This window comes from Nocardioides sp., from assembly GCF_035429765.1.
Taxonomy (GTDB): Bacteria; Actinomycetota; Actinomycetes; order Propionibacteriales; family Nocardioidaceae; genus Nocardioides.
In genome coordinates this window covers 1-19,945 of sequence record NZ_DAOMFK010000036.1, presented here as the reverse complement: position 1 = coordinate 19,945, position 19,945 = coordinate 1, and the positions used below count along the sequence as shown (strand labels likewise).

General features: G+C 72.7%; 16 protein-coding genes, 1 tRNA gene and 1 pseudogene. 11 read left to right on the top strand and 7 right to left on the bottom strand.

The window, feature by feature from the left end; all coding sequences use genetic code 11:
- Positions 1 to 222: pseudogene (locus PLP61_RS05870) on the bottom strand (LCP family protein); the annotation flags it as partial.
- Positions 223 to 339: 117 nt separating this feature from the next.
- On the opposite strand from PLP61_RS05870, the gene PLP61_RS05865 reads away from it, so the two are divergent.
- The 7 genes from PLP61_RS05865 to PLP61_RS05835 all read left to right on the top strand — a co-directional run bounded on the left by PLP61_RS05865 (position 340) and on the right by PLP61_RS05835 (position 8,676).
- Positions 340 to 1,797, top strand: a complete 1,458-nt coding sequence (locus PLP61_RS05865; protein WP_324501297.1) for an LCP family protein — start codon at positions 340 to 342, stop codon at positions 1,795 to 1,797.
- Between the two features lie 78 nt (positions 1,798 to 1,875).
- Positions 1,876 to 2,808, top strand: a complete 933-nt coding sequence (locus PLP61_RS05860; RefSeq protein ID WP_324501295.1) for a glycosyltransferase family 2 protein — start codon at positions 1,876 to 1,878, stop codon at positions 2,806 to 2,808.
- Positions 2,805 to 3,710 (top strand): glycosyltransferase family 2 protein, encoded by a 906-nt coding sequence (locus PLP61_RS05855; protein ID WP_324501293.1) that lies wholly within the window; start codon positions 2,805 to 2,807, stop codon positions 3,708 to 3,710. Before PLP61_RS05860 ends, PLP61_RS05855 begins: the two co-directional genes overlap by 4 nt.
- A gap of 38 nt (positions 3,711 to 3,748) precedes the next feature.
- Positions 3,749 to 4,963 (top strand): UDP-galactopyranose mutase, encoded by a 1,215-nt coding sequence (gene glf, locus PLP61_RS05850; protein ID WP_324501291.1) that lies wholly within the window; start codon positions 3,749 to 3,751, stop codon positions 4,961 to 4,963.
- Entirely contained in the window at positions 4,960 to 7,002 is a 2,043-nt protein-coding gene (locus PLP61_RS05845) for a glycosyltransferase (RefSeq protein ID WP_324501289.1), read from the top strand. The genes glf and PLP61_RS05845 overlap by 4 nt, the downstream gene beginning before the upstream one ends.
- A complete protein-coding gene (locus PLP61_RS05840; RefSeq protein ID WP_324501287.1) occupies positions 6,995 to 7,879 on the top strand; it encodes an ABC transporter permease in 885 nt (294 codons plus the stop codon). Before PLP61_RS05845 ends, PLP61_RS05840 begins: the two co-directional genes overlap by 8 nt.
- Positions 7,876 to 8,676 (top strand): ABC transporter ATP-binding protein, encoded by an 801-nt coding sequence (locus PLP61_RS05835; protein ID WP_324501285.1) that lies wholly within the window; start codon positions 7,876 to 7,878, stop codon positions 8,674 to 8,676. Before PLP61_RS05840 ends, PLP61_RS05835 begins: the two co-directional genes overlap by 4 nt.
- A gap of 17 nt (positions 8,677 to 8,693) precedes the next feature.
- Here the strand turns inward: PLP61_RS05835 and PLP61_RS05830 are convergent, their stop codons facing one another.
- Positions 8,694 to 8,852, bottom strand: coding sequence for a hypothetical protein (locus PLP61_RS05830; RefSeq protein WP_324501283.1), 159 nt, complete (start codon positions 8,850 to 8,852; stop codon positions 8,694 to 8,696).
- A gap of 242 nt (positions 8,853 to 9,094) precedes the next feature.
- On the opposite strand from PLP61_RS05830, the gene PLP61_RS05825 reads away from it, so the two are divergent.
- Positions 9,095 to 11,935: an FG-GAP-like repeat-containing protein gene (locus tag PLP61_RS05825; protein WP_324501281.1), complete on the top strand. Its 2,841-nt coding sequence runs from the start codon at positions 9,095 to 9,097 to the stop codon at positions 11,933 to 11,935.
- Here the strand turns inward: PLP61_RS05825 and PLP61_RS05820 are convergent.
- Both PLP61_RS05820 and PLP61_RS05815 read right to left on the bottom strand, forming a co-directional pair.
- Complete coding sequence (locus PLP61_RS05820; RefSeq protein WP_324501279.1) at positions 11,917 to 12,648, bottom strand: TIGR03089 family protein; 732 nt, start codon at positions 12,646 to 12,648, stop codon at positions 11,917 to 11,919. The genes PLP61_RS05825 and PLP61_RS05820 overlap by 19 nt on opposite strands.
- Positions 12,649 to 13,096: 448 nt before the next feature.
- A tRNA-OTHER gene (locus PLP61_RS05815) sits at positions 13,097 to 13,174 on the bottom strand.
- A gap of 14 nt (positions 13,175 to 13,188) precedes the next feature.
- Here PLP61_RS05815 and PLP61_RS05810 point away from each other — a divergent pair.
- Positions 13,189 to 13,752 (top strand): sugar phosphate nucleotidyltransferase, encoded by a 564-nt coding sequence (locus PLP61_RS05810; RefSeq protein ID WP_324501277.1) that lies wholly within the window; start codon positions 13,189 to 13,191, stop codon positions 13,750 to 13,752.
- A 6-nt stretch (positions 13,753 to 13,758) separates the two neighbouring features.
- Here the strand turns inward: PLP61_RS05810 and PLP61_RS05805 are convergent, their stop codons facing one another.
- Genes PLP61_RS05805 through cofD form a run of 3 tightly spaced genes read right to left on the bottom strand, consistent with a single transcriptional unit; the run spans position 13,759 to position 16,514 of the window.
- The gene (locus tag PLP61_RS05805; RefSeq protein WP_324501275.1) at positions 13,759 to 14,514 is read right to left on the bottom strand and encodes a DUF3105 domain-containing protein; all 756 of its coding nucleotides are present in this window, start codon (positions 14,512 to 14,514) and stop codon (positions 13,759 to 13,761) included.
- Positions 14,515 to 14,553: 39 nt separating this feature from the next.
- A complete protein-coding gene (cofE, locus tag PLP61_RS05800) occupies positions 14,554 to 15,522 on the bottom strand; it encodes a coenzyme F420-0:L-glutamate ligase (protein ID WP_324501273.1) in 969 nt (322 codons plus the stop codon).
- The gene (cofD, locus tag PLP61_RS05795) at positions 15,519 to 16,514 is read right to left on the bottom strand and encodes a 2-phospho-L-lactate transferase (protein ID WP_324501271.1); all 996 of its coding nucleotides are present in this window, start codon (positions 16,512 to 16,514) and stop codon (positions 15,519 to 15,521) included. The genes cofE and cofD overlap by 4 nt, the downstream gene beginning before the upstream one ends.
- A gap of 192 nt (positions 16,515 to 16,706) precedes the next feature.
- Here cofD and PLP61_RS05790 point away from each other — a divergent pair, with 192 nt between their 5' ends.
- Both PLP61_RS05790 and PLP61_RS05785 read left to right on the top strand, forming a co-directional pair.
- Positions 16,707 to 16,961, top strand: coding sequence for a WhiB family transcriptional regulator (locus tag PLP61_RS05790; RefSeq protein WP_324501269.1), 255 nt, complete (start codon positions 16,707 to 16,709; stop codon positions 16,959 to 16,961).
- A 59-nt stretch (positions 16,962 to 17,020) separates the two neighbouring features.
- The gene (locus PLP61_RS05785) at positions 17,021 to 19,858 is read left to right on the top strand and encodes a glycosyltransferase (protein ID WP_324501267.1); all 2,838 of its coding nucleotides are present in this window, start codon (positions 17,021 to 17,023) and stop codon (positions 19,856 to 19,858) included.
- Positions 19,859 to 19,945: the final 87 nt, after the last annotated feature.

The window sequence follows — 19,945 nt, the reverse complement described above, 5'->3', positions numbered from 1 at the left end:
CGACCCCTGCTGCGACGGCTGACGGGGCGGACCGGGGGGTGGCGCCGGCCGACCGGCCTGCGGCTGGGTGGGCATCAGCCGGGTGGCGTCCGGGTCGCCGGGTGGAGTGCCGGGGATCCGCCGGGTGGCGTCAGGGTCCGGCGGGGCGCCGGAGCCGTACAGCCACTCGTACTCGGGCGTGCCCTCCTCGGGGCGTCCGCCGCCCCGGGGGCGCTCGGTCATGCCGCAGACGGTAGCGCGGACCAGTTTCCGGGCCGCTGCGGCGCGTCTGAACCACTGTGACCGGTGAGGCTGGTGATACTGACTTTCACTCACCACTTCCTCCCGAGAGGCGTCTCGATGCAGGCCCGTCCTTCCCCCGGGCTCGACGAGCACCACACGCGCCCGCGAGCCACCAGCGCCGACCGCGCCGCGCGGGTCCGCTTCCGGCGGGCGGTGGCGCTGATGCTGATGACGCTGCTCCTGCCCGGGTCGGCCCAGCTGGTGGCCGGCGACAAGCGGCTCGGGCGCCTCGCGCTGCGGATCTGGGCCGCGCTCGTCCTCCTCGGGCTGCTGACCGGGCTGGCCGTGGTCGTGCACCACGAGCTCGCCTTCACCCTGGCCTCGAACACGCACCTGCTCGGACTCCTCCGGGTGGTGCTGGTCGCCGCGGCCGTCGGCTGGGCCGGGCTGTTCGTCGACGCCTGGCGGCTGGGCCGGCCACTGTCCCTCCAGCAGAACCAGCGCCTCACCGTCGTCGGGCTGAACGGCTTCCTGTCCCTCACGGTCGCGGGGGCGCTGCTGTTCGGCGCCCACCTGGTCACGGTGCAGCGCGACCTGATGATCACCATGTTCGGGGACGGCAGCGCGAGCGGCGCCCACGACGGCCGCTACAACATCCTGCTGCTCGGCGGTGACTCCGGCGCCGGCCGCTGGGGACTGCGCACCGACTCGATGACCGTGGCCAGCATCGACGCCCGCACCGGCAAGACGGTGCTGATCGGCCTGCCCCGCAACATGGCCCACTTCCCGTTCCGCGAGGGGACGGTGATGGCCAGGCAGTTCCCCGACGGCTTCGACTGCCCCGACTGCTACCTCAACGGCGTCAGCACCTGGGTGGGGGACCACAGGGAGCTGTTCCCGAAGTCGGAGAACCCGGGGATCGACGCGACGATCATGGCCGTCGAGGGGATCACCGACCTCCGGATCAACTACTGGGCGATGGTGAACCTCGAGGGGTTCAAGGACCTGGTCGACGCCTTCGGCGGCGTCACCCTGCGGGTGCGCGAGGCCATCCCTGTGGGCGGGCTGGGCGACGACGTCACCGGCTACATCAAACCGGGCGTCCGCAGGCTCGACGGCCACGACGCGCTCTGGTTCGCCCGCGCGCGTGAGGGCTCCGACGACTACTCCCGCATGGCCCGGCAGAAGTGCGTGATGAGCGCCATGCTCCAGCAGGTCAGCCCGCAGACCGCGATCCGCAACTTCTCCGACATCGCCCGGGCCGGCAGCGCCATGGTCTCGACCAACCTGCCGAGGGGCGAGGTCGGCCGGTTCGTCGAGCTCGCCCTGCGTGCGCGGAGCCAGAGCATCGGGACGGTCTCGCTGGTCCCGCCGCTGATCAACACCGCGGAACCCGACATGGACGTGGTCCACGAGGCGATCGCCGCTGCCATCGACCGTTCCGAGAACGGAGCGCCGGCGACAGGCGGCCGGCACCGGCGCCCGGGCGGCCAGCCGGTGACGGGAGGCTCGGTGGGCTCCCTGTCCGACGGGTACGCCGCCAACCAGTCCAACGACCTCGCCGCGACCTGCTGAGCACCCCGCCGCCACGTGGCACGACCCACACCACCGTGGCGGCCGGAGCGCCGCTCGGCGGGCCGTAGGGTGGCAGGCGTGTCCCAGCCAGGTGCCCCGCGCGTCGTCGCCGTGGTGGTCACGTTCAACCGGCTGGCGCTGCTCCAGCGGCTGGTGGCCCGGCTGCGGGAGATCCCCGCGCTGGCCGAGGTGCTGGTGGTCGACAACGCCTCGACGGACGGAACGGCGGCGTGGCTGGCCTCGCTGGCCACCGACAGCGGGGGGCCCGCCGTACGGCACCGCACCCTGGACCGCAACCGGGGCGGGGCGGGCGGCTTCCACGCCGGTCTGGGCTGGGCCCTCCAGCAGGGTGCCGACCTGGTCTGGCTGATGGACGACGACGGGCTGCCGGAGCAGGACTGCCTGGCCCTCCTGCTGGAGCACGTCGGCAGCTTCGACTTCTGGGGTCCCGCGGTGCTGGCCGAGCAGGACCCGTCGCGGCTCTGCTTCCCGATCCGGATGCCCGGCACCGCTACCGTGGTGCACCGGATGGCCGACGTCCGGGCGGCGGCCCGCGACGGGCTGCTGACCGACATCGTCATCCCCTTCAACGGGGTCCTGGTGACCCGGGAGCTCGTGCAGCGGATCGGACTGGTCCGCGAGGACTTCTTCATCTGGGGCGACGACGTGGAGTACCTGTGGCGGGCCCGGCAGGCCGGAGCCCGGGTGGCGACCGTCGTCGACGCGCACTTCCTCCACCCCGCGACCGACGAGCTCGGCACCCCGATGGCCTTCGGGAGGAGCACCTACAACCACAGCCCGAGCGACCTCAAGCACTACTGCATGGCACGCAACAACGTGGTGAACCTGCGCGAGTACCACGGGTCCGCACACGCCGCCGCCTTCGCGCTGAAGACCCTCTGGTTCTACACCTTCACCCGGCCCAGCCTCGCCCGGTTGCGGCTCAGCACCCATGCCATGCTCGACGGCCTGCGCGGTCGGTTCACCGGGCACGAGAGGTTCCTCCGGTGACCGAGTCCGTCGCCGTCGTCGTGGTCACCCACAACCGGGCCGACCTGCTGCGCCGCATGCTCGACGGACTGGCCGCCCAGACCCGGCCGCCCGACGCCGTCTACGTCGTCGACAACGCCAGCAGCGACCACACCCGGGCAGTGCTGGAGTCGCGCCCGGACCTCCCGCTGCGGGTCACCCACAGCACCGAGAACCTCGGCGGCGCCGGCGGCTTCCACCTGGGGGTGGAGCAGGCCTACCGCGCCGGCCACGACCGGATCTGGCTGATGGACGACGACGTCGTGCCCGCGCCCGACTGCCTGGCTGTGCTCGTCCAGCACGACGAGTCCTGCCTGATGGCGGTGCGTGAGGACCGGGAGGGGCGCCTGGTGGAGAAGGCGGCCGTCCACTTCGACCTGCGCCGGCCGCACGCCGTCCGGCCGAAGCGCTCCAGCGTGGAGTCCGTCTACGCGACCCGTGCCGCGCTGCCCGAGCGGGTGCAGATCGAGAACGTCGCCTTCGAGGGGTTCATGGTCCACCGCCGGGTGATCGACGTCATCGGGCTGCCCGACCCCGCGTACTTCATCTTCTACGACGACGTCGACTTCGCGGTGCGGGCGCGGCGCGCGGGGTTCCGGATCTGGGCGGTCCGCGACGCGGTGCTGGTCCGGCAGCTGGCCTTCGACCAGCAGCACGCGCTGGACACCTGGAAGGGGTTCTACATGTACCGCAACCTCTTCCTGGTGCACTTCCGGCACGGGGAGAACACTCTGGTCCGCGCCAAGCCCTACGCCATCGCCGCCGCGGTCGTGGCGCTGAGCCCCTGGCGAGGGGGTCGCGCGGAGGCCCACAACGTGATCCGCGCCATCCGTGCCGCGCGGGCGATGCCGCGCGATGCGGGTGGCCAGACCTCCCCCCGATAGACTTGCCGCCGCCCTCACCCGACCAGGAGTGCTGTTCATTGTCCTCATCAGGATCGTCCCCGAACGAGCCGGGCGCCGCCGACCTTCCCGACCTCGTCGTCGTCGGGTCCGGCTTCTTCGGCCTCACCGTCGCCGAGCGGTGCGCCCAGGAGCTGGGTCTGAAGGTGCTCGTCCTCGAGCGCCGGCACCACCTCGGCGGCAACGCCTACAGCGAGGCCGACCCCGAGACCGGCATCGAGGTGCACGTCTACGGGGCGCACCTGTTCCACACCTCCAACGAGCGGGTCTGGGAGTACGTCAACCGGTTCACCACGTTCACCGGGTACCAGCACCGGGTGTTCGCGAAGTACCAGGGCCAGGTCTACTCGTTCCCGATGAACCTCGGGCTGATCAACCAGTTCTTCGGTCGCTCCCACACCCCCGACGAGGCTCGCGCCCTGATCGCCGAGCAGGCGAGCGAGATCGACACCGCCCAGGCCCGCAACCTCGAGGAGAAGGCGATCTCGCTCATCGGGCGGCCCCTCTACGAGGCGTTCGTCAAGGGCTACACCGCCAAGCAGTGGCAGACCGACCCGACAGAGCTGAGCCCCGACATCATCACCCGGCTCCCGGTCCGCTACACCTTCGACAACCGCTACTTCAACGACCGCTACGAAGGGCTGCCGACCGACGGCTACACCGCGTGGCTGACCAGGATGGCCGACCACCCCCTGATCGAGGTGCGGCTGGACACCGACTTCTTCGACGTGGTCGACGAGTTCCGCGGGAAGGTCCCGGTCGTCTACACCGGCCCCGTCGACGAGTACTTCGGGCACAGCGAGGGGCGGCTGTCGTGGCGCACGGTGGACCTGGAGAGGTCCGTCGTCGACGTCGACGACTTCCAGGGAACCTCGGTGATGAACTACAACGACGCCGACATCCCCTACACGCGCATCCACGAGTTCAAGCACTTCCACCCCGAGCGCACGCACCCGCCGGGCCGGACCGTGATCGTGCACGAGTACAGCCGGTTCGCCGAGGAGGGTGACGAGCCCTACTACCCGATCAACACCCCCGCCGACCGCGAGAAGCTGTTGCGCTACCGGGCGCTGGCCAAGAAGGAGCCGATGGTGCTCTTCGGCGGTCGGCTGGGCACCTACCAGTACCTCGACATGCACATGGCGATCGGCTCTGCGCTGAGCATGTTCGACAACCAGCTGCGCCCGCACTTCACCGACGGTGCGCCGCTGACGAGCGGAGGTATCGACTCATGACCCTCACCGACCAGACCACGGCCACGGACGTCGCGGCGGCCAGCCCGGCGACGGTGACCCGGCTGCTCCAGCGCCAGATCATGCCCGCGAACCGGGACACCGACGTGATCCGGCTCTACATCGACCCCGACCCGGTCGTGCTGGACGCGGACAAGTACGAGGTCGGCCACAACCGCCAGGCGCAGGAGCTCAACGCCGTCGCGATGCGCCAGGCCGTGGGCAAGGGGACCCAGATCCACCCCGACCAGATCGAGTCCCGCACGGCGTACCGGCTCAAGCTGGGGGAGAAGGTCTCCTTCGGGACCTACTTCAACGCCTTCCCCGCGGCGTACTGGCGACGCTGGACGGTCGTCGACGAGGTCGACCTGACCGTCCGGCTCAGCGGCCAGGGCGCGTCGGTGACCGTCTACCGCTCGCTCGCCAACGGGCGGTCCCAGCGCGTGGACTCGGCGATCAACGAGTCCGGGACCGGGGAGTACGTCTTCTCGCTGCCGCTGAAGCCGTTCGTCGACGGCGGGTGGTACTGGTACGACGTCGTGGCGGCCGACGAGGACGCGGTCGTCGAGTCCGCCGAGTGGACCGCGCAGGTGCCCGCGGACCGGGCCGCGCACGGCACGGTCACGATCGGAATCACCACCATGAACCGCCAGGACTTCTGCGCGAAGCTCCTCGGCCAGCTCGGCCAGTCCGGTCACCTCGCGGAGTACCTCGACCAGGTCCTGGTGATGGAGCAGGGCAAGGAGAAGGTGGTCGACTCGGAGTTCTTCCCGGAGGCCACGCGCCTGCTCGGGGACACTCTGCGGATCATCGAGCAGGGCAACATCGGCGGGTCCGGCGGGTTCGCCCGGGTCCAGTACGAGACGCTGCGTGCCGGCCGCTCGACCTACGCGCTGATGCTCGACGACGACGTCGAGTGCGAGACCGAGGGCATCGTCAGGGCCGTGACGTTCGGCGACCTGTGCCGACGCCCGACGATCGTCGGCGGGCACATGTTCAGCATCTACGCCAAGGCCCAGCTGCACAGCTTCGGCGAGCGCGTCTCGCCGTACACCTTCTGGTGGGGCTCCGCGCCGGGGGTCTTCCCCGGCTGGGACCTCTCGGCCCGCAACATCCGCTCGACCCGCTGGCTGCACGCCAGGATCGACGTGGACTACAACGGCTGGTTCATGTGCCTGATCCCGACGCGGGTGCTGCGCGACATCGGCCTGAGCCTGCCGCTGTTCATCAAGTGGGACGACTCGGAGTACGGCCTGCGGGCGAAGGAGGCCGGCTACCCGACGGTCACCTTCCCCGGCGCTGCCGTGTGGCACGTGCCGTGGACCGACAAGAACGACGGCCTGGACTGGCAGGCCTACTTCCACCACCGCAACCGGTTCATCGCAGCCCTGCTGCACTCCAAGTACCCCCACGGCGGCCGGATGGTCCAGGAGAGCTTCAACCACCAGATCAAGCACCTGGTCTCGATGCAGTACTCCACGGTCGAGCTGCGCCACCAGGCCCTCGAGGACGTGCTGGCCGGCCCCGGCCGGCTGCACGAGGTGCTGTCGACGAAGCTGCCCGAGATCCGCGCGCTGGCCGCGCGGTTCGAGGACGCCCAGCTCAAGTCCGATCCCGAGGCGTTCCCGGAGGTCAAGCGGACCAAGCTGCCCCGCAAGGGCCGGGAGGGGGCGCCGGTCATCTCCGGGCGGCAGGCGACCGTCCAGGCGCTGCTGCAGCCGCTCCGGCAGCTGCGCCGGCCCCGTGAGCTGGCCCAGACCCATCCCGAGGCCGAGATCATGGCCCAGGACGCGAAGTGGCACAAGATCGCGCGCTACGACTCGGCCGTGGTGTCCATGCCCGACGGCACCGCCGCGGCGTTCTACCGGCGGGACCGGGAGATGTTCCTCGACCTGCTCCGGCGCACGGTGCAGATCCACCAGAGGCTGCGTCGTGAGTGGCCGAGGCTGGCGGAGGAGTACCGCTCCGCACTGGGCGAGATCACCGCGCCCGCGGCGTGGGAGGAGACGTTCAGGCCCTGGCTGGAGCCCGCCGATGACTGAGGCCGCCGCCTACCGGGTGGACGCACCCCTGGTCGAGCCGGCCAGCACGACCGGTCTGCTCGAGGTGGTGCGCCGTCGCTACCTGCTGAAGCTGCTGGTACGCCGCGAGGTGCTGGCCAGGTACTCCGGGTCGGTGCTCGGGCTGATGTGGTCCTACATCAACCCGCTCTCGCAGTTCTTCATCTACTTCGTGGTGATGGGCATCCTGTTCAACCTGCACAAGAGCGTGCAGAACTTCGCGATCCACATGTTCGCCGGTCTGGTCGTGGTGCACTTCTTCGCCGAGACCCTCAACGCCGGGACCCGCTCCATCGTGCGCAACCGCGCCGTGGTGCAGAAGATGGCGGTCCCGCGCGAGATGTTCCCGGTGGCGTCGATGCTGGTGTCGGGCTACCACGCCATTCCCTCGATCGTGATCATGGCGGTCGCCGGGCTCGTGGTGGGCTGGCTCCCGGACCCGGTGGGGGTCCTCGCGGGACTCCTCGGGTTCGCCATCACGATCGCCTTCGCCACCTCGCTCGCGCTGGTCTTCAGCGTCGCGAACGTCTTCCTGCGCGACATCAGCAACGGGGTCAACGTGCTGACGAACTTCATCCGGTTCAGCGTGCCGATGATCTACCCCTACACGCTGGTGGCGGTGCGCTTCCACGGCCACACCGACCTCTACCTGTGCAACCCGCTGGCGATCGCGGTGCTGCTCGTGCAGCGCTGCTTCTGGGTGGGGTCGACCGACCATCCCGCCCTGACCATGAAGACCGACATGCCGGACTACCTCTACCTGCGCGGCGGGATCATGCTGCTCATCTCGCTGGTCATGGTCGTAGTGGCGCAGCTGATCTTCTCGCGCTACCAGAACCGGATCCCGGAGCGACTGTGACCAGCGACAGCGCCTCGATCGTGGTGGACCACGTCACCAAGAACTTCACCCTGCAGTACCACCGCACGCTCAAGCAGATCTCGGTGGCGGCGGTGCGCGGGAACACCATCAGCGACACCTTCAAGGCCGTCGACGACGTGAGCTTCACCGTCGAGCAGGGGGAGTCCCTCGGGCTGATGGGCCTGAACGGCTCCGGCAAGAGCACCCTGCTGAAGCTGATCAACGGCGTCATGCGTCCGGACTCCGGCAAGGTGCTCACACGCGGTCGGATCGCCGGGCTGATCGCGACCGGCACCGGCTTCCACCCCCAGCTCAGCGGCCGTGAGAACATCTACCTCAACGCCGCGATCCTGGGCATGTCGGAGGCCGAGACGCGGCGCAAGTTCGACGACATCGTGGAGTTCTCCGAGCTCGGCAAGCAGCTCGACGGCCAGGTCGGTCACTACAGCTCGGGCCAGACCGCCCGGCTCGGCTTCGCGATCGCGATCCACGTGGACTCCGACATCTTCCTGGCCGACGAGGTGCTGGCCGTCGGCGACCGCCCGTTCAAGCGCAAGTGCATGCAGCGGATGCAGGCGGTCCGCGAGAGCGGACGGACCCTCGTCTACGTGAGCCACGCGGCCGGCTCGGTCCGCCGCATGTGCGACCGGGTGATCGTCCTGGAGCAGGGCAGGGTCGGCTTCGACGGCGACGTGGACGCCGGCATCCGCTACCTCAAGTACGACGACGACAGCGAGACCGACCAGCCCTCGAGCGACGAGGAGTCGGTGGACGAGGAGCTCGGCGCAGACATCTGAGCGCCCCGGGTCGTGGGTCAGCCGGCGCCCAGCCAGCAGCGGGCGGCCGCCACCAGCGCCCCTCGGGTCCGGCTCACGGCGTCCGGGTCGTTGACGACGGTGGGTGCGGACTCCAGCGACCGGTGGAGCTCCTCGAGCCGTGCGTCCAGGTCCTCGGGTGTCGTCGGTTCGCCCACACCGGGAACCTGCTGGACGCGCTCTTCCCGGGCAGCGGTCGGCTGCGACGGGTCCCTCCCGAAGGGCCGGAGGCACGGTAACCCCTCCACGCACCCCGTCGCCGGGGTACATTTCTGGCGTCTCTCGGCGTGTCGAGTGGAAATTACAGAGTTGTAGTTACTCAGATTCCCTTGCGGTGACCAGTGGGGCTGGTGTGAAGATTGGTACTCCTGTGAAAACTTCCCCCGCACTGGAGCCTCTGATGAGACCCGGCCAGGCCCGTTTCGTGACCGCCTGCCAGCAGCTGCTGGTGCTCGGCGCCGTCCTCGCGGTGCTGACCCCGGCCGCCAGCGTGATCAGCCTCGACGTGGTCGTCGGCACCCCCAGCGCCGGGGCCCCGCAGCCGCACCCGGCACTGCGCACCGTCGCCGCGCGGGTGCCGCTCACGGCGGTCGACCCGGTGGTGGACGAGTACCTGCTCACCGCGCCGGTCGGGCACAAGACCGTCGCTGGCACCCTCCAGGCCAGGGTCATCCCCGGGACCAAGGCCGGCACGGTCACCCTGCTGAGCCGCCCCCAGGTCGTCACCGGGTACGGCGCGGTCGGCGTCACCTGGGCGCACGGGCAGGAGCTCCCCGACACCAGGGTCGGCTTCCAGGCGCGCACCCGGACGGGCAGCGTGTGGTCCGGGTGGACCGAGCTGCCCTACGACGAGGAGCACGGGCCCGACCCCGACAGCCCGGAGGGCCGCCACGCCCGGCCCGGCACCGACCCGCTCCTGGTCGGCGAGGTGGACCAGGTCCAGGTCCGGGCCGAGGCGAGCGCCGCGCTGCCCCCCGACATGAAGCTCGCCGTGATCGATCCAGGGGCGAGCACCCGGACCGCCCTCGAGCGCCCGGCCATCGACACCGCACAGCTGCCCAGCACGCTGACCACGGGCGCACCCGACGACGACGCGGTGAAGGAGACCGGCGCGGACCTCGCCGATGGCGACCTGGCGCTGCGCGCCGCGACGTACACCCCGGAGCCGAAGATCTTCTCCCGCGCCCAGTGGGGCGCCGACGAGTCGATGCGCGACAAGGGATCGCTGCACTACTTCGAGGTCCACGCGGGGTTCGTCCACCACACGGTGAACGCCAACGACTACACCCGGGCCCAGGTCCCCGCGCTGCTGCGGGGCATCTACGCCTACCACACCCAGTCGCGGGGGTGGAGCGACATCGGCTACAACTTCCTCGTCGACCGGTTCGGCCGGATCTGGGAGGGCCGCTACGGCGGGGTGGACCGGCCAGTGGTCGGCGCGCACACGCTCGGGTACAACGACTACTCCTTTGCGATGTCGGCCATCGGGAACTACGAGACGGCCAAGCCCACGGACCAGGTGCTGCGTGCCTATGGCGCCCTGTTCGCCTGGAAGCTGTCCCTGCACGGGGTGGCCGCCGGCTCGCCCCGCCAGGTCGTGGGGCCCTCGGTGTTCCGGGCGATCAACGGACACCGGGACGCCGCCTCGACCGCCTGTCCGGGGCGCTACCTGTACGCGCAGCTGCCGACGATCCGCGCCTACGCCGCGGCCGACCAGCAGGACTGGTCGGGCCGCGAGCGGCAGACCGACCTGGTCGCCGGCCCGCAGCCTGACCTGCTGGTGCGCCGGGCGGCCGACCGCCGGGTGTTCGTGCTTCCGACGGGCGGGCTCACCCGCTTCCGGCCGGCCCGCACCGTCGCCACCGGACTGACCCCCGAGGACACGGTGGTGGCCAGCCCCGACCTCACCGGGGACGGCGAGGGCGACCTCCTGGTTCGCGGCGCCGACGGGGTGAGCCGGATCTGGCCCGGCACCGGGTCGGGCGGCTACGGCACTCCGATCAAGGCGACCTCCCTCCTCGCCGCCCGGGACCAGGTCGCCGCCGTGGGCGACCTGGACGAGGACGGGCACAACGACCTGGTCGGCCGGGTGCCCGCCACCGGTCGCCTCGACGTCTACCTGGGTGACGGCACGGGCGGCTTCGACCGGCGCGCCCTGGCCGGGGACTGGTCGGCGTACCGGACCATCACCGGGGCCGGTGACGCGGACGGCGACGGCCACGTCGACCTGCTGGTGGTCGATGCGGCGGGAACCGCCTGGCTGCGCCGAGGCGACGGCCGCGGGGCCGTGGCCGCCCCGCAGCCGGTGACCGGCGACTTCGCGGGGCTCACCGAGGTCACCGGGATCGGCGACTTCAACCGCGACGGGCGCGACGACCTGTTCGTGCGGACGTCAGTGTCCGGGGCGGGCGCGGTCCTGCCTTCGCTGGGAGAGGCCGGCTACGGCCACCCGGTCGGCCGGGTCCTGCGTGTCCGCGGCCTCGACGGGGTCACCGCGGCCGATGTCGCGGGCAGCCGTGCCCCGGACGTGGTCGGTCGCCGGGGCGGTGCGCTGGTACTTCTGCGCAACGCCGGCGGCTACGAGACCGGCGCCCCGGTCGACACCGGGCTGCGGCTCCCACAGGCCGACCTGCTCCTCAACGTCGGCGACTGGGACCGCGACGGGCACGGCGACCTGGTCGCACGCCGCGCGGCCACCGGCGCCCTCATGCTGCACCTGGGGGACGGGCGCGGGCACTTCGGCCCGGCGATCCGGATCGGCACCGGCTTCGGAGACGTCAGGCTGCTCGCCGCGGTGGGCGACATGACCGGCGACGGCCTCCCCGACCTGATGGGCCAGCCCGTCGGCGGCGCGATGCGGATCTACCCGGGTGCGGGGACGGCCGGCCTGTGGGCGAGCTACGTGGCCTACCGCAGCATCGACGCCGGTCGGCAGATCGGGGTCGGGCGCTGGGACGACGACGGGGCACCGGACAGCGTGCTGCGCCGCGGAGCCGCGCTGCTGCTCTACCCGGGCAACGGGCCCGGCGGGCTGGTCGACCGCGTCTCGCGGCTGAGCGTCGGCCTGGCCCGCTACGACTGGGTGGTCGGGCTCGGCGACGCCAGCGGTGACGGCCACGCCGACGTCGTGGTGCGCGAGCGCGCGACCGGCCTGCTGTGGCTGCTGCGCGGCAGCCCGACCGGCTTCGCGCCCCGGTGGCTGCTCGGTGAGGGGATGGGCGCCTACGACCTGGTCGGTTGACCGCCGGGCAGGAACCGGGCGTCAGCCCGTTCCACGGCGCACGTCGCCGTCAGCCGGTCCGGGTCCGGGTGCGCGACCAGCACCACCGAGCCGCCGCGGGCGAACGGCTCGGTGAAGCCGGCCAGCCCGGTCGGCGACGCCGGTGCGGCCGTGGTCAGCAGCCGGCCACCGTCGGCCACCAGGCTCCCCGTCGTGGCCGCGCGCCACAGGGCGGCCTGGGTGGTGCCGGGCACCGCGAGGTCGTCGGAGGCCGCCGGGTCCCAGGGCACGAACGAGTCCGGCTGGGACCACACCTCCACACCGAAGTCGTGGAGCCCGTCCGGCAGCGGGTCGCCGAAGCGCACCCCCAGCGGCAGCAGGGCGGTGGCGACGACCGGGACCTCGGCGGCCCGTCGTCCCCACACCGCCAGGCCCTCCGGGCCGCACACCACGGCCTCGGCGTCCCCGTCCCAGACCACTTGGACCCCCAGGGTCCAGGCGGCCCCCAGGAACACCGGTGCCAGCCAGTGCGTCGGCAGGGCCACCAGCAACCTGTCCCCCCGGGACAGGTCGCACTCCTCGACGAGCAGGCCGGCGGTCTTGGCCACCCAGTTGGCGTAGGTGGCGACGGAGAGCTCGGTCCGCTCCCCGGTGGCGTGGTCGTAGAACGTCACCAGGGGGCGTCCCGACGACCGCCGCAGGTGCCGGTCCAGCAGGGGGGCGAAGGTGGTCACCGGGCCAGCGTAGGCTCCGCGGTCATGGCATCCCTTCCGCACCTGTGGGCCGTGATCCCCTCCGGCGGTGCCGGCACCCGGTTGTGGCCGTTGTCCCGCTCGGCGGACCCGAAGTTCCTGCACGACCTCACCGGCTCAGGGGCATCGCTGCTGCAGAGCACCGTCCAGCGGCTGCTCCCGCTGGTCGACGACCGGTTCCTCGTGGTGACCGGGGCGGCGCACGCCGCGGCGGTGCGCGCCCAGCTGCCCGACCTGGCCCCCGGTGCGATCGTGGCCGAGCCCTCGCCCCGGGACTCCATGGCGGCCATCGGTCTTGCGGCCGCGATGCTCGAGCTGCAGGACCCGGACGCGGTCATGGGGTCCTTCGCCGCCGACCACGTGGTGTCCGACGTCCACGGCTTCCGTGCCGGCGTCGCGCTCGCCGAGGCGGTCGCCCGGGACGGCTGGCTGGTGACGATCGGGATCGAACCGACGCACCCGGCCACCGGCTTCGGCTACATCCGGCTGGGCGACCCGCTGCCCGGCCACGCCGGCGTCTGCGTGGCCCTGCGCTTCGTGGAGAAGCCGTCGGCCGAGGTGGCGGAGGAGTACTGCGCCAGCGGCGACTTCCGGTGGAACGCCGGGATGTTCCTGTGCCGGCCAGGGGTGCTGCTCGACCTGCTGGCCGCGGGGCAGCCCCACTTCGCGGCCGCGCTGCGCGGCATCGCCGCCGACCCGGCCCGCATGGCGGAGGTCTGGCCCACCCTGCCCCGGATCTCGGTGGACCACGCGGTGGCCGAGCCCGCCGCGGACGCCGGTCGGGTGGCGGTGGTACCGGCCGCGTTCGGCTGGGAGGACATCGGGGACTTCGCCAGCCTCCGGACGCTTCTCGGCACCGACGAGCCCGGGCTGACGGTGCTGGGCGACCCCGCCCTGGTCCATGGGCTGGACTCGACCGGACTGGTCGTCCCCAGGGCCGACCGGGTGGTCGCCGTGGTCGGGCTGGAGGACGTGGTCGTCATCGACACCGGCGACGCGCTGCTGGTCACCACGACCGCACGGGCGCAGGACGTCAAGACGATCGTCGCCCGGCTCGAGCACGCCGGCGAGCGCCACCTGACCTGACGGCGCCTACATCGCGTTGGGCTCGGGGGAGTCCAGGTAGGGGTACTGCGCCATGAAGGCCTGGACCGCGGCGCCGCTGGGCGCGGTGCAGTACTGCCACACCCCCTGCTGCTCGCCGGTACCGCCCGCCGAGGCGCCGCCGGCGGACCAGTGCGTCAGGGCGACGTGCTGCCCGTCGGGGAAGGCGGCGCCGTCCGTGGACAGCCAGGGAGCCGCCTTGAACTTCAGCCGGAAGTTGTCGGTGCCCTTGTACTTCGCCGCGATGGCCTCGATGTCGGCCATCATCTCGTCGTCGTCGGCGGCGGTCTGGTCGTACCACAAGATCGTGTAGCCGTGCTCGAGGTTGTGCACCAGCTTGCCGAGAGGGGGGCGGTCGTCGGCGGTGTAGAGCTTGCGGTCCATGCTCTCCCAGTCGGCGTAGTGCCTGCCGAACGCAGGCGGTGAGTCGGGGTAGCTCAGTGCGGTCCCCGGGGCCACGTGCTGCTGGTTGCCGTTCGCCGGCTTCGTGGTGACCTCCCCGCAGGCCGAGGCGGGTGCCCCGATCGAGCCCAGCGCGAGCCGCTCGAACTCCCTGTTGTCGTACCACTTCTTGCCGACGTAGGGCACCGCGCTCCCGAACCAGAGCGCCGACCCGAGGATCGCCACGGAGACGAGCACGGAGACGCCGACCACGAGCAGGCCGCGTGAGCGTTCCGCGCTGCGCTGCTGGGCGCGCAGCTGCTCCACGACGGCGCGTCGGTCGTTCCCGGTGTTCTTGCCCACGAGCGAGGTCCTCTGCGAAAGAGACAGGTCGCGCAGAGTCTACGGACCGGGTGGTGCGATCCGGACGAATCCGGAGGAATCGGTCTCGGCGAGCCAGCCGTGGGCGAACACCACCGCGCGGACCACCGACGGGTCCCCCGCCACCCGGAGGGCCGTCCGGCCGGTGGGCCCAGGCGCCTCGACCGGGGTCACGGTGCCGGGGCCGAGGACGCGACGCAGCGCGTGCTCGACCTCGTCGGCGGTGGCCGGCGCACCGAAGACCGCGCGGTCGGACTCCGCGCCCTCCAGGGCGCGGATGACGGCCTCGCGGGCGCCGTACCCGAACAGGTCCTCGGCCTCCTCCCGGACCAGTGCCCGCGCTCCCGGCCCGTGCTCGTCGGGTGGCAGGACCAGGTCCGCGCGGCCGCGCAGCAGCGCGAAGGGTCGTCCGGCGAGCTTGCCCTGGGCGAGCTCGGCGGCGGACGCCAGCTCGTCCGCCACGGCCGGGGCGGTGACCGTGAGCCGGTTGCCGAAGGCGTCGACCCGCCCGGCGTAGGAGTCGAGGAGGACCAGCCCCGCGGCGCCGATCGCCAGGTCGGTCTGACCGTGCCGCCAGGCGCGGCCCGCGGTGTCGGTGACCAGCACCCCCACGTTGGCGCCGGTGCGCGCCCGCACGGCGGCGCGCAGGCTGCGGGCCGACCGGTCGGGGTCGAGCGGCAGCAGCGCGAGCCAGCCGGGCGGCACATTGGACGTGTCCACCCCTGCGGCGGCGAGGGTGAGGCCGTGCCGGGTGCGCACGACCACGGTCTCGCCGCGCCGGGCGACCACCCGTGTGGTCTCCCCGGCCACCGCCGCCGCCCGGTCGCCGGCCACGAGCCGTCCCTCCGCCTTGGCCACCACCTTGCTGGTCACCGCCACGACGTCGCCGTCGCGTGGCGCCAGGTGGGCGAGCAGCACCGCCCCCAGGTCGGTGCCGGGCTCGATCTCCGGGACGCCGTCGGGGGCGTGCACCGACAACGACCCGGTCATCGCACGAGTCCCACGGCGGCCGCAGCCATCGCCGCGGTGGCGTCGTGGTCGGTCATCATCAGCGGGACGGCGCGGCACACGACGCCGGCCGCCTCGACCTCCGGCACGAGGCCCGCGTCGACCTCGTCGACCAGCCAACCGTCGAGCACACCCCCGTCGCCCCGGGACCCGTAGTGGAGGGCGACACCGGAGGCCGTCACCGGCACGCCGACCGCCGTGAGCAGCTGCGCGGCCATCCCCCGGACGTGGCTGCCGCCGACGATGGGGGAGAGCCCCACGACGGGGGCCGAGGTCGCCGTCAGGGCGTCGCGGACGCCGGGCACTCCGAGGATCGTGCCGACCGACACGACGGGGTTGGAGGGTGGGACCAGCACCAGGTCGGCGGTGGTGAGAGCGTCCAGCACGCCCGGCGCGGGTGACGCGTCGTCCAGCCCGACCACGACGACCGCCTCGGCGGGGACCTCGGCACGCAGCCGGACCCAGTACTCCTGGAAGTGGACCACCCGCCGGCCGCTGGGGGAGTCCGGGTCGGCCACGGCCACGTGGGTCTCGACCCGGTCGTCGGTCATCGGCAGCAGCCGGACCCCGGGGTCCCAGCGCCGGCACAGCGCCTTGGTCACCTGGGAGAGGCGGTAGCCCGCGTCAAGGAGCTGGGTGCGGACCAGGTGCGTGGCCACGTCACGGTCGCCCAGCCCGAACCACGTCGGCTCCACGCCGTACGCCGCGAGCTCCTCCCGCACGCTCCAGGTCTCCTCCCGGCGACCCCAGCCCCGGTCGGCGTCGATTCCGCCGCCCAGGGTGTACATCACGGTGTCCAGGTCGGGACACACCTTCAGCCCGTGCACCCACCAGTCGTCGGCCGTGTTGGCCACCACCGTGACGGTGGCGTCCGCGTCCACCCCAGGCAGCCTCCCCGAGCGGAGGCCGTGCAGCAGGCCCTGCAGGAAGCGCGCTCCACCGATCCCCCCGGACAGCACCGTGATCTCTCGCATGCCGCAAGCGTGCCGCACGGGGGGAGTGGCGACCGGACCGGTCCACCTCCCATATCAGACAGAGGCTTGACTTTCGCGGTACGACAGGCATGTAATTCCCCCAGTGTGCTTCGCACGACGGCCCGGGGGCCGACGGATCGGCAGGGCACCGGGAACCAGGCGCACCACCAACGGGTCGAAAGGGCGAGCACCGTGAGGGAACTGTTTCTTCTCGAACCGGAGGCCGAGGAAGCGGGCTGGCAGGAGCGTGCGCTGTGCGCTCAGACCGACCCGGAGGCGTTCTTCCCCGAGAAGGGGGGCTCGACCAGGGAGGCCAAGAAGGTCTGTCTGACCTGCGACGTGCGAGCGGAGTGCCTGGAGTACGCCCTGCTCAATGACGAGCGGTTCGGTATCTGGGGGGGCCTGTCCGAGCGCGAGCGCCGCAAGCTCAAGAAGCGCGCCGTCTGAGACTCCTCCCGGGTCGACGTGGCCGCGGGTCGGTGGTGACCGGCCGGTAGGCTGCAGCGGTGACGGTCGCCGTGCTCCTGGTCAGCCACGGGGGCTCCCGGTGGCTGCCGGCCGTCCTCACCGGCATCGCTGAGCAGACCACCCACCCCGACCGTCGGGTGGCTGTCGACACCGGCAGCAAGGACGACAGCGCGGACCTGATCGCGGCCGCCTGGGGCGAGGACGCCCTCGCCACCGCCTCCCGCGGCACCAGCTTCGGCGAGGCCGTCGACCTCGGCCTGGCCGCCGCCGGGGACGTCGAGTGGGTCTGGCTGCTCCACGACGACGCGAACCCCGCCCCGACAGCGCTGGCCGAGCTGCTCGCCGCCGCCCGGGCGCACCCCGAGGCCGACGTGCTTGGGCCCAAGCTGCGTGAGTGGCCCTCGCTGCGCAGGCTCCTGGAGGTGGGGGTGACGCTCACCGGCACCGGCCGCAGAGAGACCGGGCTGGAGCGGGGTGAGTACGACCAGGGCCAGCACGACGAGGTGCGCCGCGTGCTCGCGGTCAACACCGCGGGGATGCTGGTGCGCAGGAGCGTGCTGGTCGAGCTCGGCGGCTTGGACCGGGCCCTGCCGGTGTTCGGCAACGACCTGGACCTCGGCTGGCGGGCGGCCGCTGCCGGGCACACCACACTGATCGTCCCGCAGGCGCTGGTCTTCCACGCCGAGGCCGCGCACCGCGGCACCCGCAGGACGCCGCTCACCGGCCGCCACACGCACTACCAGGAGCGCCGGGCGGCGCTCTACACGCTTCTGGCGAACGTCCGGACCCGCGGACTGGTGTTCCAGACCGTCCGGCTGGCGGTCGGCACCCTGCTCCGCATGATCGGGTTCCTGCTGGTCCGCTCGGTGGGCGAGGCGCTCGACGAGCTGGCCGCACTGCTGTCGCTCTACGCCCGTCCCGGGCAGATCCGGCGGGCCCGCGCCGCGCGCCGGCCGCACCGGACGGCCGATCCGGCGACGGTGCGCGCGCTGCTGGCCCCGTGGTGGCTGCCCTACCGGCACGGCCTCGACCTCGTGGGCGACCTGGTCGCGGCGGCCTCCCACCAGGCGCAGGACGTGGCGGAGCGCCGGCGCGCGGCCGGCCTGGCCGCCGGAGGTCACCCGGTCCGGCCGCGCGTCGAGGACGACGACGAGCTCGGCACCGACACCGGGCTGGTGGCGCGGTTCCTCACCAGCCCGGTCGCGGTGGCCGCGACGGCGTTCGTCGTCCTTGCCCTGGTCGGGGCCCGGGCGGCGTTCGGGCGCGTCTCGGGGGGTGCCCTGTCGCCCGCGCCCGGAGGTGCGGGTGACTGGTGGCGGCTGCAGGCCGAGTACTGGCACCCGCTGCTCACCGGGACCGACGTCCCGGCACCGCCCTACGTCCCGGCGCTGGCCGTGCTGGCCACGGTGCTGGGTGGCAGCGCGGGCGCGGCCGTCTCCGCGCTCCTCCTCCTCGCCGTCCCCTTCGCCTTCTGGGGGGCGTGGCGGTTCCTGCGGGTGACCGGCCACCTGGTGAGCCCCCAGGGGGTGTCCCGGTGGCTGCTGGTCGGCGGAGCGGCGACCTTCGCGCTCGTGCCGGCCACGAGCGGTGCCTGGGGGGAGGGACGGTTCGGGACGGTGGCCACCGCGGCGCTGCTGCCGTGGCTGGCCCACGCCGCGCTGGGCTTCGGGGACCCCGACCCGGACCGCCGCTGGCGGGCGGCGTGGCGGACCGGCCTGCTGCTCGCCCTCGCGACGGCGTTCACCCCGGCCCTGTGGCTGTTCGCACTCGGCGTGGGGGCCCTCGTGCTCGTGCTGGGACTCCTGGTCGATCGCCGTGCCGTGGGGGACCGGTCGGTGCTCGGCCCCCCGGCCACAGCCCTCGCCGTGGTCCCGGTGCTGCTCGTCCCCTGGCTGCTGCCGCTGGTCCGGGACGGCGCCTGGTCCGGGCTGCTGATGGAGGCCGGCCGGCTCCCCTCCGCCGCGCTCGGGGCGATCGACCTGCTCACCGGCCGGGCGGCGGACACAGGAGCGCCGACCCCGCTCGGGGTGACGGTGCTGGTGCTGGCCGTGCTGGCGCTCGTGCCCAGAGGGTCCCGCGTCGTGGTGCTGATCTGCTGGCTGGTGGCGCTGGTGGCCGCACTCAACGCGCTGGTTCTCGCCCAGGTCTCGGAGGAGCTGGCCGCGACCACCTTTTGGCCGGGGCTGGGGGTCTTCGTCGTCATCCTCCAGGGGGCCTGGCTGACTGCGGTGGTGGTCGCCGGACAGGAGGCGTTGCGCCAGCGCGGCAGGCGTGCCGGCCGGGTGGCCGGCCTGCTGACGGCGACGGTGCTCACGGTGGTGCCCGCGCTGGGCCTGGCCTGGTTCGTGGTCGGAGCCGAGAACCAGCTCAGCGGGGACGCCCGGCCGGCCGTTCCGGCGTACATGGTGCAGAGCTCCGCCCTCGGTCCCGCCCACGGCGTACTGATCCTCGACGGGTCCGTGGAGGACGGGGTGAGCTACTCCGTGCGCCGGGGTGACGGAACCACGGTCGGGGAGGACGAGGTCCAGGCGCTCACCCCGGAGGACCGTGCGTTCACCGCCACCGTCCGGGCCCTCGTCTCGCGTCCCACCACCGCCGTGGTGAACGCGCTGGCCGATCAGGGCATCGAGTACGTCGTGCTGCAGGCTCCTGCGGACAGTCGGGTGGCGGCCACCCTCGACGCCACCAACGGTCTGAGCCAGGCCAGCGCCGAGGACCGCTCGACGCGGGCCTGGCACGTGGACCAGGAGCTCGACCCCGACGCCCTCACCGGCCCGGACTCCTGGCAGCGCACCGCGCTGCTCGTGCTGCAGGCGCTCGCGCTCCTCCTGGTGCTGGTGCTCGCCGGGCCCACCCGCAGAAGGGAGCGCCCATGACCCGCGCTGCCGGCCGTCGGGCCGCCCCGGCGAGGCGCCGGGCCGGGTTCCCGGTCACCGCCCTGCTCGCGCTCGTGCTCCCGCTGG

Coding starts and splice junctions, on each gene's coding strand:
- PLP61_RS05865 (WP_324501297.1), top strand. CDS start 340: ATGCAGGCCCGTCCTTCCCCCGGGCTCGACGAGCACCACACGCGCCCG.
- PLP61_RS05845 (WP_324501289.1), top strand. CDS start 4,960: ATGACCCTCACCGACCAGACCACGGCCACGGACGTCGCGGCGGCCAGC.
- PLP61_RS05840 (WP_324501287.1), top strand. CDS start 6,995: ATGACTGAGGCCGCCGCCTACCGGGTGGACGCACCCCTGGTCGAGCCG.
- PLP61_RS05825 (WP_324501281.1), top strand. CDS start 9,095: ATGAGACCCGGCCAGGCCCGTTTCGTGACCGCCTGCCAGCAGCTGCTG.
- cofE (WP_324501273.1), bottom strand. CDS start 15,522: ATGACCGGGTCGTTGTCGGTGCACGCCCCCGACGGCGTCCCGGAGATC.
- cofD (WP_324501271.1), bottom strand. CDS start 16,514: ATGCGAGAGATCACGGTGCTGTCCGGGGGGATCGGTGGAGCGCGCTTC.